Annotated in this window: 10 protein-coding genes; 3 read left to right on the top strand and 7 right to left on the bottom strand. The window is 68.5% G+C overall.

From position 1 onward, the window contains the following. Nucleotides 1-379: 379 nt before the first annotated feature. The 7 genes from ampD to HFGMBDPB_RS05285 all read right to left on the bottom strand — a co-directional run bounded on the left by ampD (nt 380) and on the right by HFGMBDPB_RS05285 (nt 10274). Complete coding sequence (gene ampD / locus HFGMBDPB_RS05315; RefSeq protein ID WP_016448000.1) at nt 380-1021, bottom strand: 1,6-anhydro-N-acetylmuramyl-L-alanine amidase AmpD; 642 nt, start codon at nt 1019-1021, stop codon at nt 380-382. Further along, the gene (locus HFGMBDPB_RS05310; protein ID WP_016447999.1) at nt 1008-2522 is read right to left on the bottom strand and encodes a sigma-54-dependent transcriptional regulator; all 1515 of its coding nucleotides are present in this window, start codon (nt 2520-2522) and stop codon (nt 1008-1010) included. The genes ampD and HFGMBDPB_RS05310 overlap by 14 nt, the downstream gene beginning before the upstream one ends. After that, nucleotides 2522-4285 (bottom strand): sensor histidine kinase, encoded by a 1764-nt coding sequence (locus tag HFGMBDPB_RS05305; protein ID WP_212645036.1) that lies wholly within the window; start codon nt 4283-4285, stop codon nt 2522-2524. Before HFGMBDPB_RS05305 ends, HFGMBDPB_RS05310 begins: the two co-directional genes overlap by 1 nt. Before the next feature lie 2 nt (nt 4286-4287). Then, nucleotides 4288-4548, bottom strand: a complete 261-nt coding sequence (locus tag HFGMBDPB_RS05300; RefSeq protein ID WP_016453148.1) for a PP0621 family protein — start codon at nt 4546-4548, stop codon at nt 4288-4290. Then, complete coding sequence (locus HFGMBDPB_RS05295; RefSeq protein ID WP_017407444.1) at nt 4545-5360, bottom strand: cytochrome C assembly family protein; 816 nt, start codon at nt 5358-5360, stop codon at nt 4545-4547. Before HFGMBDPB_RS05295 ends, HFGMBDPB_RS05300 begins: the two co-directional genes overlap by 4 nt. An 86-nt stretch (nt 5361-5446) precedes the next feature. Beyond that, nucleotides 5447-6373: a GGDEF domain-containing response regulator gene (locus tag HFGMBDPB_RS05290; RefSeq protein ID WP_016447995.1), complete on the bottom strand. Its 927-nt coding sequence runs from the start codon at nt 6371-6373 to the stop codon at nt 5447-5449. Beyond that, nucleotides 6366-10274 carry a response regulator gene (locus HFGMBDPB_RS05285; RefSeq protein ID WP_212645035.1) on the bottom strand — a complete coding sequence of 1303 codons (3909 nt, stop codon included), beginning with the start codon at nt 10272-10274 and terminating at the stop codon, nt 6366-6368. The genes HFGMBDPB_RS05290 and HFGMBDPB_RS05285 overlap by 8 nt, the downstream gene beginning before the upstream one ends. A 267-nt stretch (nt 10275-10541) precedes the next feature. Here HFGMBDPB_RS05285 and ffh point away from each other — a divergent pair, with 267 nt between their 5' ends. From ffh to HFGMBDPB_RS05270, 3 genes are all read left to right on the top strand, one after another. After that, nucleotides 10542-11936 (top strand): signal recognition particle protein, encoded by a 1395-nt coding sequence (gene ffh / locus HFGMBDPB_RS05280; protein ID WP_016447993.1) that lies wholly within the window; start codon nt 10542-10544, stop codon nt 11934-11936. A 93-nt stretch (nt 11937-12029) separates the two neighbouring features. Then, nucleotides 12030-12584, top strand: a complete 555-nt coding sequence (locus HFGMBDPB_RS05275; RefSeq protein WP_212645034.1) for a C40 family peptidase — start codon at nt 12030-12032, stop codon at nt 12582-12584. Nucleotides 12585-12670: 86 nt separating this feature from the next. Further along, the gene (locus HFGMBDPB_RS05270; protein WP_016447991.1) at nt 12671-13066 is read left to right on the top strand and encodes a helix-turn-helix domain-containing protein; all 396 of its coding nucleotides are present in this window, start codon (nt 12671-12673) and stop codon (nt 13064-13066) included. Nucleotides 13067-13086: the final 20 nt, after the last annotated feature.

Below are 13086 nucleotides of genomic sequence, written 5' to 3'. Positions count from 1 at the left end.
TCTCAGGCACTACCTGTAGTGTATCGCCGTCTCATGTACACGGGGTACTCACGGCCGGAAAACCGCTGTTTGCGCTGCGCCAAAACAGTGCCCAGCATGCAAGCCCATAGCAGCAGATCACCGCTGCGCGGTGGCTGGCGGGCGATGGCCTGTCGCAAGCCGCTACAGCCTTGCCGCTGCGCCGGTCGGACCGCCGAAAGCCCCATGAACAGTGGGGCTGCGACACATGCGTGAATTTGTAAAAAAAGATCAGGCCGGCCCGGCGTGCGCCTGCGCGCCACATGGGTTGCTTTCTGGATTGACAGCGCACTTTTCCTGGGCCTGTGGACAAGCCGGCCTGCGTGCAAGGCCTGGCGGAGTCCGGCAGGAGGGTGTGTGCTTACGTGGAGGGCTGGCCGGCGCGGGGCGGCAGCTGCCAGTTCGCCGTGGCCTGGTGACGGGACAGCAGCCCGCGCAGCCGGGGCCAGTCGAAGCCGGGGCCGGGATCGCGTTTGCGGCCGGGCGCAATGTGCTCATGGCCTGCGAGATGGGCGACGGGGTAGCGTGCGGCGATGGCTTCGCACAGGTTCTCCAGGGCCGCATATTGCGCCGGCTCGAACGGCAGTCCCTCCAGGCCCTCCAGCTCTATGCCGATGGAGTCGTCGTTGCAGCGATCCTTGCCGCGCCAGCTGGAGGCGCCCGCATGCCAGGCGCGCGCGTCACAGTCCACAAATTGCCAGACCTCGCCCAGGCGCGTGACGAAGAAATGGGCCGACACCTCCAGGCCGCGTATGCCCTGGTAGTAAGGATGGGCGTCCCAGTCGAGCTGGTTGGTGAACAGTTGCTGGACCGCCCCCGTGCCGTACTCGCCGGGGGGCAGGCTGATGGAGTGCACGACGACCAGATCGACCAGGGCCTGGGCCGGGCGCTCGCCGAAGTTGGGCGAGGGCAGGTGGCGTGCCTGTTGCAGCCAGCCGCCTTGCCAGGTCCAGGCCGGGCCCATGGTCGTGGTGGCTGGTGCCTGCGGATCAGGCTTCGCCATGGCCGCCTCCGTCCGCCTCGGCGCTGGCGTCGCCGGGCAGGGCGATGTTCAGCCGGTCGATGCGGTAGCGGATCTGGCGCAGGCTCAGCCCCAGGCGTGCGGCCGTGGCCGTGCGGTTGAAGCCGTTTTCCTGCAGCGCCTGCACCAGGATGCCGCGCTCGCGCTCGTCCAGCCAGGCCTGCAGGTCGCGGGGCAGCTCCATGTCGGCAGGCTCCGGCGGCGGTGCGGCGCCGTCGTGCGCCTGGGTCTGCGCCGATGCGGGTGGAGCCGGCGGAGTGCCGCAGGGCAGCTGCATCTCGGGGTCTATGCGCAGCGGCCCTTCCTCGCCCAGCGTGATGGCGCGGTGCAGCAGGTTCTCCAGTTCACGCACATTGCCGGGCAGGGGCAGGCGGGCGATCTGCTCCAGGGAACGCTCGTCGATCTCGGGCATGGGCAGGCCCGACTCCTGCGACAGCCGTGCCAGCAATGCACGGCACAGCGCGGGCAGGTCCTCACGGCGCTCGCGCAGCGGCGGAAGAAGTACTTCGATGACGTTGAGGCGGTAGTACAGGTCCTGGCGAAAACGTCCTGCCTGCACGTCGGCGGCCAGGTCGCGGTGGGTGGCGCTGACGATGCGCACGTCGGCTGCTTCCTCCTGCGCCGAGCCCAGGGGGCGCACGCGGCGTTCCTGGATGGCGCGCAGCAGCTTGGCCTGCATGGGCAGCGGCAGGTCGCCGATTTCGTCGAGGAACAGGGTGCCGCCGCGTGCCGCCTGGAAATAGCCGTCGCGGTCCTGGGTGGCTCCGGTATAGGAGCCCTTGCGGGCGCCGAAGAACTCGGCCTCCAGCAGGTTTTCGGGGATGGCGCCGCAGTTCACGGCCACCATGGGGCCGTGGGCGCGCTGGCTGCAGGCGTGCAGGGCGCGCGCCACCAGTTCCTTGCCCGTGCCCGACTCGCCGTGCACCAGCACCGGCGCCATGCCGCGCGCCACCTTGGCAATGCGCTGCTTGACGGCCTGCATGGCGGGCGACTCCCCAACCATGGCGTCGAGCGCCCCGCCGCCGCTGAGCACGGGGCTTGCGGCCGACGCCGCCGAGGGGCTGCGCGCCGGCATCACGCCGGGGGGCGGCACGCCGCCCACGCCCTGGGCGGCCGAGGCCACGACCAGGCGGAACTGCTTGAGGTCCACGGGCTTGGTCAGATAGTCGAAGGCGCCCGAGCGCAGGGCTTCGACGGCATTTTCGGCCGAGCCGTAGGCGGTCATGACCACGCAGCGTTCTCGCCGCTGCTGGTTGCGCAGGTCCTGCAGCAGCTCCATTCCCATGCCGTCGGGCAGGCGCATGTCGGTGATGACCACGTCGAAGCGCTGGGTCTGCAGCTGTTCGCGCGCCTCGCCCACGCTGGCGGCGGTTTCCACGCGGTAGCCTTCGCGCAGCAGGGTCAGTTCATAGAGGGTGCGCAGATCCGGCTCGTCGTCCACGACAAGAATCGATGCGGCAGCGGGCAGGGAGTTCAAGGGCATCACACCACAATCTGGTCAAACAGGGAGGCCGGCAGAGCCGATGCGGCGCCGGCGCGGAACACGATGCTGAAGGCATTGCCCTCGACAGGGCCGTGCGGCGCGGGCCGCGACAGCCGCTGGTAGCTGATGCCTGCATCGTAGCGCTGGCACAGCTCGCGGCAGATGTACAGGCCCAGGCCGCTGGAGCGGCTTTCTGACGAGAAGAAGGGCTCGAACAGATGGCGCTGCACCGTGGGCTCCAGTGCGGCGCCGTCGCTCCAGACCTGCAGCCAGATCTGGCCTGCGGCCGGCGCGCCGGTCAGCACCTGCAGCGTATGCGGCTGCTGGGCGTTGCTGCGGTAGCGCTGGGCGTTGTCCAGCAGGTTCACCAGGATGCGGCGCAGGTGCTCGCCGTCGAACACCACGGTCCTTGCGCGCGCGTCCAGCAGCAGCTGGATGCTGCGCGCAGGCTGGCCCTGGGCCTGCCACTCCTGGCAGGCCTGGGCCACATGCTGGTCCAGGTCCAGCAGGCCGGCGTGGGCCTCGCCAATGTGCTGCTGGGCCCGCGCGATGTTGAGCACGTCCTCGACGGTGCGCGCCAGCCGCTCGGCGTTCTGGCCCACGATGCGGCACAGCTGCTGCTGGGCCGGGTTCTGCGCCAGATCTTCTGCCAGCAGGGCGTTGGCCTGGGTGATGGCGGCCAGCGGATTGCGGATCTCATGGGCCACGGCGGCGGACATGCGGCCCATGGAGGCCAGCTTTTCCGTGCGCAGCCGCGCCTCCATTTCGCGCAGGTCGTGCAGAAAGACCACGCACAGCTGCTGCAGCAGCGCGGGCTCGGCGGCATCGGTGGCGTCGGACGGGGTGGCGACCTCGGTCAGCCAGGTGCGCAGATGCAGTCCCGTCATGCCTTCCTGGCCGATGGACTGCAGATGGATGGCGGCCGATACCGGCAGGTTCTGGGCAAAGCTCTGGGCCACGGCATCCTGCAGCCGCTGCCAGCCGGCGTGTTCCTTGAGGGCGAAGGGCAGGGCATGCGCGTCGGCCAGTCCCAGCAGGTGCAGCGCGGCCGGGTTGGCCTGCTGCACGCGGAATTGGGGATCAACCACCAGCACGCCTTCGCCCAGGTGGCGGATCACCAGGGCATTGACCTGCTCCTGGGCCTGGGCCTTGCGGCTGCTGTGCTGTGCCAGGTGCCGCTCGCGCCGCACGCGGCGCGCCAGCTCGTGCGTCAGATAGGCCACGGCGAAATAGCCTGCGCAGGCAAAGCTGGCCTGGTAGTAGGCCTGGGTACTTTCTATGCGGCCCGCCAGGTCCTGCCATGCGACCCAGCCCAGGGTCAACAGCGTGACGCTGGCCGTGGTGGCCAGCGCCAGCGTCAGATTGCCCAGCACGGCCGAAATCAGGATGGGGATGGCCAGCAGGGCCGAGTAGTTGAGCGGGCCTGTCTGCAACACCTGCAGCAGGCAGATGGCCGCGATGTCCACGCCGATCACGGGCAGCCAGTGCACGCCGGCGCGGGCAGAGGGCGGCTGCTCGCGTGCGGTCAGCCGCACCAGCAGCGTCAGCCCCAGGTAGCCCAGGCAGACCAGCCAGACCAGGGGATTGCCGCCGGGCTGCACGCTGAGCAGCGCCAACTGCAGCAGCAGCAGCGCGGTGGCGATGAGAACGCGGCCCGTCAGAAATCCCTGCCACAGCCGGACGAAGGGGGCGTTGGCGTCGTGCGGCGACTGCGCCGTGGCCTCGTCGATGGTGGGCGGCTGGGAGCGGGCGGCGTCCTGCATGCTCAGCGCCGTTGCGCCAGGGCCCGGTGCTCGGCGCTGCAATAGCTGCGGCCTGCGGCCTCGATGGCTTCGCTGCGCGGCAGGTGCAGTCCGCAGTGCGCGCATTCGACCATGTCCTGTGGAGCCGCCAGCGGCGCGTTGGCCGGGTTGGCCGGGTTGCGCGGCGCGGCCGCCTGGCGCCGCTCACGGGCCTCGGTTCTGCGCTGGCCGCGCCAGACGCCGACGGCAATGACGATGACGATCAGGACCAGCAGGTACTTCATGCGGCGCGCTCCAGCAGCACTTCCATTACGAAGCGTGATCCCGCATAGGCCAGCAGCAGCAGCGCGGCGCCTGCGTAGAGCACGCGCACGGCGCTGCGGCCACGCCAGCCAAAGCGCGCACGGCCGATCAGCAGCACGGCAAAGGTCAGCCACGACAGCAGCGAGAACACCGACTTGTGGTTCCAGACCCAGGCCTTGCCGTAGAGCTGTTCGCCGAACAGCCAGCCTGCGGCCAGCGTGGCCGTGAGCAGCACAAAGCCTGCGGACACGAAGCGGAAGGTCAGGCGCTCCAGCGTGAGAAGGGGCAGGCCGCTGTCATGCCCGCCGCCGCCCAGCCGCATGTGCTGCTCGGCGCGTGTCATCAGCGAGGCATGGACCACGGCGGCGGCGAACAGTCCGTAGGAGGCAATGCCCAGCGCCAGGTGCAGCGGCAGCCAGGGCGAGGCGTTGACATGCAGGGGCGTTCCCGGAAACAGCGCGGCCAGGAGCACGGCGGCCGTGCCCAGCGCTGACAGCGCCAATTGCGCGCGCATCTTGGGGAACAACTGCTGTTCGACCCCATAGACGGTGAGCACCAGCCAGGCCGTCATGGACAGTGCTGGCGCGAACCCGAAGTGCGGCTGTTCCCCGAGCAGGCCCCAGGCCAGGGCCAGGGCGTGGAGCACCCAGGCCAGGCGCAATGCGGCGCGGGCGCCAGCATGGCTGATGCGTCGGGCACCGGCGGCCGGCACGGCATAGGCCACGGCTGCGGCAAGCGCCAGCATCCAGCCCAGGGGCGATGCGTTGGCGGAAATCAGGGGGACGGAGAGCATCTTTCTATGATAGCTGTGGCTTTCCTGCCGCCGGTTGTGCAGGCTCAGAATCCGGGCGCCGTGCCGTGGTTCGGAGCGCATTTTCTTCAGGGCTCGATGGCTGCCTCGATGCGATTGCGCCCCAGGGCCTTGGCCTGGTAGAGCAGGCCGTCCACCTTCTGCAGCCAGGTTTCCAAAGGCGCGGCAGACGGCTGCCGCACGGTGAGTACGCCGCAACTGACGGTGAGCAGCGGCGCCGTGGGAGAGGCGGCGTGGGCGATGGACAGGCGCAGCACTTCCTGGCGGAAATTCTCGGCCATGACCTGGGCGTCGCTTTCGCCGGGGAGGATGAGCGCGAATTCCTCGCCGCCAAAGCGCGCTGCCAGGTCGTAGGGCCGGCGCGCATGGCGCTGCAGCGTGGCGGCCACTGCCTTGAGCGCCTCGTCCCCCTGCACATGGCCATAGCAGTCGTTGTATTGCTTGAAGTGGTCTATATCAATGAGAGCCAGGCCCACGGACTCGCCCGTGCGCAGGCTGCGGCGGTGGGAGCGCTCCAGCATGTCGTCGAAGTGGCGGCGGTTGGCCAGCCCTGTCAGTCCGTCCACCATGGCCAGGCGCTCCAGGGCCTGGCGCTGCAGGGCCAGGCGTATCTGGTTGCGCACGCGCACCTCGACCACGGCGGGACGTATGGGCTTGGAGACATAGTCGGCCGCGCCCAGGCGCAGGCCGTATTCCTCGGCCTGGGCATTGCTCTGGCCGGTAATGAAGATGACGGCGATATGGGCGGTGCGCTCCTGGGCGCGCAACGCACCCAGCACCTCGTAGCCGTTCATGCCGGGCATGGCCAGGTCCAGCAGGATCAGCTGCAGCCGGTGGGCTTCGCGCTGCGCGATCACCAGCGCACCCGGGCCGTCCTTGGCCAGCAGCACACGGTAGTGGGGGCTCAGCAGCTCGGCCAGCATGCTGCGGTTCAGCCGTTCGTCGTCAACGATGAGGACCGTGGGCAGTTCCGGCCCGGTCAAGGCTTCAAACATCTGCAGCTCCCGGTAGGACCGTCCGGTTCACGGCCATGCTCCGCGCCAGCTGTTCGAGCGCCTGCAGCGCCGCCTCGGTTTCCAGGGACTCGGTGCAGCGCTGGATGCGCTGCAGCACGGACGCATGGCGCCCGTCGACCAGGGGCCGCAGCCGATCCAGTTCGGCCATGGCGGCATAGTCGCTGTCGGCAATCTGCAGCCGCAGCCGAGCCAGGGTGGACGAGACTTCTTCCGCGGTCATCGGCTGCCGCTGCGGGAGGGGCGCGGCAGTGGTCACGGCGGTCACGGCGGCCGCGGACGCCACGGCCACTACGGCCGTCTGCCCGGACCGCCGGGCGATTTCCGCCAGCAGGCCCTGCAGTCCATCGGCCAGCGCCTGGACCAGGGATTGCAGATCGCCGCCGGGCCGGGCGTTGCCGCCATTGCCGTCGCCTGACAGGCAGGCTTGCGCACCGGTCTCGGCCATGGCCGACCATTGCTCCAGCAGGTCCGCGCCCAGGTAGCCCAGACTGCCCTTGAAGGTGTGCACCAGCGATGCCACGGTGTCCCAATGGCCGCTGCGCACGGCATCGCGCAGCCGTTGCGGCGCATCGGCAAAGTCCTGGGCAAAGCCTTCGATGGCGTGGAGCATGCGCGGCGATTGGCCGGCAAGGCGTTGCCGCAGCCGTGCCGGATCCCAGGCCTGGGCAGGGCTTGACGGCGTCGGCTGCAAGGGCGCGGCCGGCGCAAGCGCTGCCGTTGGAGGAGGGCCCGCGCGCAGGCAGCGCTGCAGTGTCTCGTACAGCAGCACATCGTCAACGGGTTTGGTCAGATGGGCATTCATGCCTGCGGCCTCGATCCGGGCGCGCTCCTCGACATAGGCCTGCGCAGTCAGCGCGATCACCGGAAGATGCCGCAGCGCGCTGCGCGTGCGGATGGTGCGCGTGACACTGAGGCCGTCCATGCCGGGCATGTGCACGTCCATGAGCACGGCATCGAAAGGCTGGGTGTCCAGCAGCTGCAGCGCCTGCAGACCGTCCTGCGCAGTCTGTACCGATATGCCGGCCTGCTCCAGCAGCTCGGTGGCCACCTCGCGGTTGAGTACGTTGTCATCCACCACCAGCACCCTGCGCCCAGGCAGGCCCGGGTAGCGCTGCTGTGGCGAGGGGCCGGCCGCCGGGCTTTCCGGCGGGGGCGATTCGGGGTCCCGCAGTGCCTCCCGGATGCACGAGCGCAGTGCCGATGCGGTCAAGGGCTTGATCAGCAGGCCCCGCGGGCCCAACTGCGCGGCCTGCAGCTGCACTTCGTCGCGCCCGAAGGCCGTGACCATGAGCGCAGCCGGGGTCTTGGCCAGGTCCTGCTGCTCGCGCATGCGGCGTGCCAGGTCCAGCCCGTCCATGCCGGGCATGCGCCAGTCCAGCAGGGCCAGGCCGTAGGGGGATTCCTGGCGTGCGGCCTCTTGCAGCATGTGCAGCGCCTGCATGCCGTCCGCCGCCGTATCGCAGCGCATGCCCAGTTTGCGCACCATGGCGGCCAGGGCCTCGCGCGCGCTGGCGTTGTCATCGACGATGAGAACGCCGGTGCTGCCCAGGTTGTCGTGGCCGTCCAGCGGCGCATCCGTGGCAGGCCGGACCTTGGCCGTGAAGCGGAAGTTGCTGCCCTGGCCGGGCTGGCTGCAGACGCTGATCTCGCCGCCCATGAGCTGCACCAGCCTGTGGCAGATGGCCAGGCCCAGGCCGGTGCCGCCGTGGCGGCGCGTGGTCTGGATGTCGGCCTGGGTGAAAGGCTGGAACAGCCGTTCGGCCCGCGATGCATCCAGGCCTATGCCGGTGTCGCGCACGTTCACGCACAGGTGGTGCAGGGGCGCTGCCGTGGCGTGCGCGCCGGCCTCCACCGGCGCGCACGCCAGCGGCGGCTCCAGATGCAGGGAGATCACTACCTCGCCATGCTCGGTGAACTTGATGGCATTGCCGACCAGGTTGGTCAGCACCTGGCCCAGGCGCAGCGGGTCGCCGCGCAACCGGGGCGGCAGGTGCGGGTCCAGCGCATAGACCACTTCCAGCCCCTTTTCCTCTGCGCGCAGCGCCGTGGAGGCCGAGACGGTCTCCAGCACATCGTCAAGGGCGAAATCCACTTCCTCCAGCGCCAGCATGCCCGCCTCTATCTTGGAAAAGTCGAGGACGTCGTTGATCACGGCCAGCAGGGCGCTGGCCGAGCGCTCCACCTTCTCCAGGTAGCCGCGCTGGCGTGATGTCAGCGCGGTCTGCTGAACCAGGCGCGTCATGCCGATGACGGTGTTCATGGGGGTGCGGATTTCGTGGCTCATGATGGCCAGGAAATCCGACTTGGCCCGTTCGGCCGCTTCTGCGGCCTCCTTGGCCTGCTGCAGCGCCTGCTCGGCCTCGCGCTCGCGGGTGATGTCCAGCATGATGCCGTCCCAAACCATGCCCTCGTGGCTGCTCCGGGGGGCCGATCGGCAGCGCAGCCAGCGGATCTCTCCATCGGGCCTGATCACGCGAAAGCGGCAGTCGAAGACCCGCAGCGTATCGACCGAGCACTGCAGCATCTGCTGGTAGTGCGGCAGGTCCTCGGGATGGATGGCATTCAGGTAGGCCTGACGGTCGGCCATGATGGCGTGGGCCGGCACGCCGATCAGGTTCTCTATGCCGGCACTGATGTAGCTGAGCCGCAGTTGCGCCAGGCCGCCTTCCAGGCGGTAGATGGCGCCGCTGGGCAGGTTGTCGGCCAGGGCTTCGAGGCGCATGCGTGCGTCCTCGCGTTCGGACAGGTCCTGCAGCGTGCCGCTGAGCGCGACGATGCGGCCTTGCTCGTCGCGCAGGGCGCGGCCCATGAGGCGGGCCGCGAACCTCCGTCCGTCCGGGCAGTGGTGCACGACATCGAGGCTGTAGGACTGGCCGGTGCCGATGCACAGCTGCACGGCAGCGGTGAGCCGGGCAAGATCCTGCGGTCCGAGCATGGCGCGCAGGGCATGGCGCGTCAGCGGCGGACCCTGGGGGTCCAGGCCGTTCATCACATACATCATCTCCGAGGCCTGGAAGTGCTCGGTGTCCAGCTCCCATGTCCAGCTGCCCAGGCGCGCCAGCTGTTCGGCCTGGCGCAGCACGTCGTAGCTTTTTTGCAGCTGGGACTCGGTCTGGCGCATGAGGGTGATGTCGCGCGCAATGCCCAGCACGCCCACGGTCCGGCCCTCGTCATTGCGGTAAGGAATTTTGGTGGACTGGAAGAGGCGGCGCTGCCCGTTGACCAGCAAATGATCCTCCGACACCACGGGGGCGTCGCTGTCTAGCACCCGGCGGTCGCTGTGGGTGAAGCTGCTGTCGGGGAAAAGCTCCTGGTCGGTCTTGCCCACGATGTCTTCGGGCGTGCGCCCGGAAAAGCGCGCGGCGGCGGGGTTGACGAAGGTGTAGCGGCCCTGCCGGTCCTTGGCGAAGACCAGGTCGGGCGTTTCGTGCATCACGGCCTCCAGCAGGCGCGTCGAATCCTGCCACGGCCCGGTACTTTTTCGCAGGAGCGGCTCCAGCTGCGCATCGGGCTGGCCTATCGGCTCGTCCTGGCCGGTGCGCTCGCTGAGCTCGTGCCAGGTGGTGAAGAAAAGCCGCCTGCCCGACAGCGACTGGCAATAGATATGGAGCTCGGCGGGGAAGCTGGTGCCGTCGCGGCGGATCAGTCGGCCGCAGAGATGGGCCTGGCTGTCCACGGCCATGTCCTGCCAGGGACCGCGCCGAAGTCCGTCCGCGTCGGGCCACACGTCCATGATGCCCAGCCCCAGCATGGCGGCCTTGTGATGGCCCAGGCTGGCGCAGGCATGGGCATTGGCATCGAGCAGGCAGCCCTGCTCGTCAAACAGAAGAAAACCGTCGGGCACACGGTCCAGGAACTGGCCATACGGCGTATCGGGCATGAAGACTCCTAGGCGGTAGCAAGCCGGCACTGCACAGGGCGATAGCCATAATCTATGGAAACAGTGTGGATGTTACTGCCGGCCGGTGCCCGCTGCGCGGCAGGGAAGGCCGGTACTTACCCCTGCAGGGGCAGCGGGTAGAATCGTCGGGATCTGCAGGGTCCGTGCCGCGACCCGGCCCCGCCTGGCCCCATTCGGCAACCTGGCCCCGGCTGGCTCGCTGCAGCACACCTTTTCCTTTCCGACGACTCCAGTTCCTCCCCGCTTATGGCCTCCGCTCTGACCGACAAACTTTCGCGACTCGTCAAGGAGATGCGCGGCCAGGCCCGCATCACCGAATCCAACGTACAGGACATGCTGCGCGAAGTGCGCATGGCCCTGCTCGAGGCCGACGTGGCCCTGCCCGTGGTGCGCGACTTCGTTGCGCGCGTCAAGGAAAAAGCGCTGGGCCAGGAGGTGCTGGGCTCCCTGCAGCCCGGCCAGCTGCTGGTGTCCATCGTCAACAAGGAACTGGCCGCCACCATGGGCGAGGGCGTGGCCGACATCAATCTCAACGCCCAGCCGCCTGCCGTCATCCTCATGGCCGGCCTGCAGGGCGCCGGCAAGACCACGACCACGGCCAAGCTGGCCAAGCACTTGATTGAAAAGCGCAAGAAAAAGGTGCTGACCGTGTCGGGCGACGTGTACCGCCCGGCCGCCATCGAGCAGCTCAAGACCGTGACCGGCCAGGCTGGCGCCGAGTGGTTCCCCTCCACGCCAGACCAGAAGCCCCACGACATTGCCGTGGCCGCGCTGGACTACGCCAAGCGTCACTTCTTCGATGTGCTGCTGGTCGATACGGCCGGCCGCCTGGCCATCGACGAGCTGCTGATGGCCGAGATCAAGGACCTGCACGCCACGCTCAAGCCCGTGGAGACGCTGTTCGTCGTCGATGCCATGCAGGGCCAGGATGCGATCAACACCGCCAAGGCCTTCAAGGAGGCCCTGCCCCTGACCGGCATCGTGCTCACCAAGCTCGATGGTGACTCGCGCGGCGGCGCGGCGCTGTCGGTGCGCCAGATCACGGGCGCGCCCATCAAGTTCGCCGGCGTGTCCGAGAAGATCGACGGCCTGGAAGTCTTCGACGCCGACCGCCACGCGCAGCGCGTGCTGGGCATGGGCGACATCGTGGCCCTGGTCGAGCAGGTCACCAAGGGCGTGGACATGGAGGCCGCGCAGAAGCTGGCCGAGAAGGTCAAGAGCGGTGACGGCTTCGACCTCAACGACTTCCTGGCCCAGATCCAGCAGATGAAGCAGATGGGCGGCCTGTCCAACCTCATGGACAAGCTGCCGGCACAGCTCACCGCCAAGGCCGGCCAGGTGGACATGGACAAGGCCGAGCGCGAGATCCGCCGCAAGGAAGGCATCATCTGCTCCATGACCGCCAAGGAGCGCAAGAAGCCCGAGATCATCAAGGCCACGCGCAAGAAGCGCATTGCCGACGGCGCGGGCGTGCAGGTCCAGGAAGTCAACCGCCTGCTCAAGGAGTTCGAGCAGATGCAGGAGATGATGAAGAAGATGAAGGGCGGCGGCCTCATGAAGATGATGAAGCGCATGGGCGGCATGAAGGCCATGAAGGGAATGATGGGCGGTGGCGGCGGCATGCCCAAGCTGCCGTTCTGAGCGGGCCGGGCCCCGCCGATGGACAGTCAAGCCGCAGCACAGCCTGCGGCTTTTCTTTGGCCGCTGCGGGGCTTTGTGAGAACATGCGGCGCCATGAAGGCTGGCGTTTCGACTTCCCTTGCGGCTTCCCGCGTGACTGCATCGCGGCTGTCTCGCCGTGACTGGGGCCTGCTGGCGGCGGCTGCGCTGCTGGCCGGCTGCTCGTCTGCTCCCCGCAAGGGCGCGGGTCCCGGGCCTGCTCCTTCGCCGCAGGCCCTGAACCTGGATGGCGAGTTGCGCGAGGCCCTGCTGGCGCGCACCATGCTCGTGGTCAACACGCCGTATACCTACGGCGGCAATTCGCCCGACGGCGGTTTCGACTGCAGCGGCCTGATCCAGTGGGCCGTGGGCGGCATTACCGAAAGCCGCCTGCCGCGCACCACGGCCCAGTGGGCGCAGTTCAGCAATCCCGTGGGCAGCCGCAGCTTGCAGCGCGGCGACTTCGTGTTCTTCAACACCCTGGGCTCGCGCTATTCGCACATGGGCATCTTTGTGGGCAACGGCCAGTTCGTGCATGCGCCGTCCAGCGGCGGCACGGTGCAGCGCGTGCGCATGGACAACCCCTATTTCGCCAGGTGCTTCACCGAGGCGCGCAGCATCTTCGCCTGAGCGCCTGCCAGGCAAGGCGCCGGGCTTGGCGCCGGCTCTTGAATCGATGGTCCAATGAGAGCTCCATAGAAATCCAGGGTTTCGGAATGGATAACAAGCTCGAATTCGCACAGCGCCTGCGCCAGGCCATCGAGGCTGCGGGTCTGGAGCCGCGGCCCAGCGTGCTGCTGAATCTGTTCAATTCCAGTTACTGGGGTCGGCCGATTTCGTTCCAGGCGGTTGCGCGCTGGCTCAACGGCGAGGCCGTGCCCGAGCAGGACAAGCTGGTGCTGCTGGCCGAGCTGCTCAGGATCGAGCCCGAAGTGCTGCGCTTTGGCGACCCTGCCCAGCGGTCACTGCCGCCTCAGCACGAATGCCAGGAACCGGGCGTGGGCTATCTTGAACGCGAAACCTTCGACGCCTTTCTGAGGCTGCCCGCGCCGCAACGCCAGGTGGTGCGGGAGGTGATCCTGACCTTCGCCAAGGTGCACGGCGAAGGCTGAGGGCCGGGCTACCGGGCAGC

It is taken from the genome of Delftia sp. PE138, from assembly GCF_018320755.1.
Lineage (GTDB): Bacteria > Pseudomonadota > Gammaproteobacteria > Burkholderiales > Burkholderiaceae_C > Comamonas > Comamonas tsuruhatensis.
This window is presented reverse-complemented; position numbering and strand designations above follow the sequence as displayed.

Bases quoted from the DNA above. Each gene is read 5' to 3' on its own strand.
- ffh (WP_016447993.1), top strand. From the start codon at position 10,542: ATGGCCTCCGCTCTGACCGACAAACTTTCGCGACTCGTCAAGGAGATG.
- HFGMBDPB_RS05275 (WP_212645034.1), top strand. From the start codon at position 12,030: ATGAAGGCTGGCGTTTCGACTTCCCTTGCGGCTTCCCGCGTGACTGCA.
- HFGMBDPB_RS05310 (WP_016447999.1), bottom strand. From the start codon at position 2,522: ATGCCCTTGAACTCCCTGCCCGCTGCCGCATCGATTCTTGTCGTGGAC.
- HFGMBDPB_RS05290 (WP_016447995.1), bottom strand. From the start codon at position 6,373: ATGTTTGAAGCCTTGACCGGGCCGGAACTGCCCACGGTCCTCATCGTT.
- HFGMBDPB_RS05295 (WP_017407444.1), bottom strand. From the start codon at position 5,360: ATGCTCTCCGTCCCCCTGATTTCCGCCAACGCATCGCCCCTGGGCTGG.
- HFGMBDPB_RS05285 (WP_212645035.1), bottom strand. From the start codon at position 10,274: ATGCCCGATACGCCGTATGGCCAGTTCCTGGACCGTGTGCCCGACGGT.
- ampD (WP_016448000.1), bottom strand. From the start codon at position 1,021: ATGGCGAAGCCTGATCCGCAGGCACCAGCCACCACGACCATGGGCCCG.
- HFGMBDPB_RS05270 (WP_016447991.1), top strand. From the start codon at position 12,671: ATGGATAACAAGCTCGAATTCGCACAGCGCCTGCGCCAGGCCATCGAG.
- HFGMBDPB_RS05300 (WP_016453148.1), bottom strand. From the start codon at position 4,548: ATGAAGTACCTGCTGGTCCTGATCGTCATCGTCATTGCCGTCGGCGTC.
- HFGMBDPB_RS05305 (WP_212645036.1), bottom strand. From the start codon at position 4,285: ATGCAGGACGCCGCCCGCTCCCAGCCGCCCACCATCGACGAGGCCACG.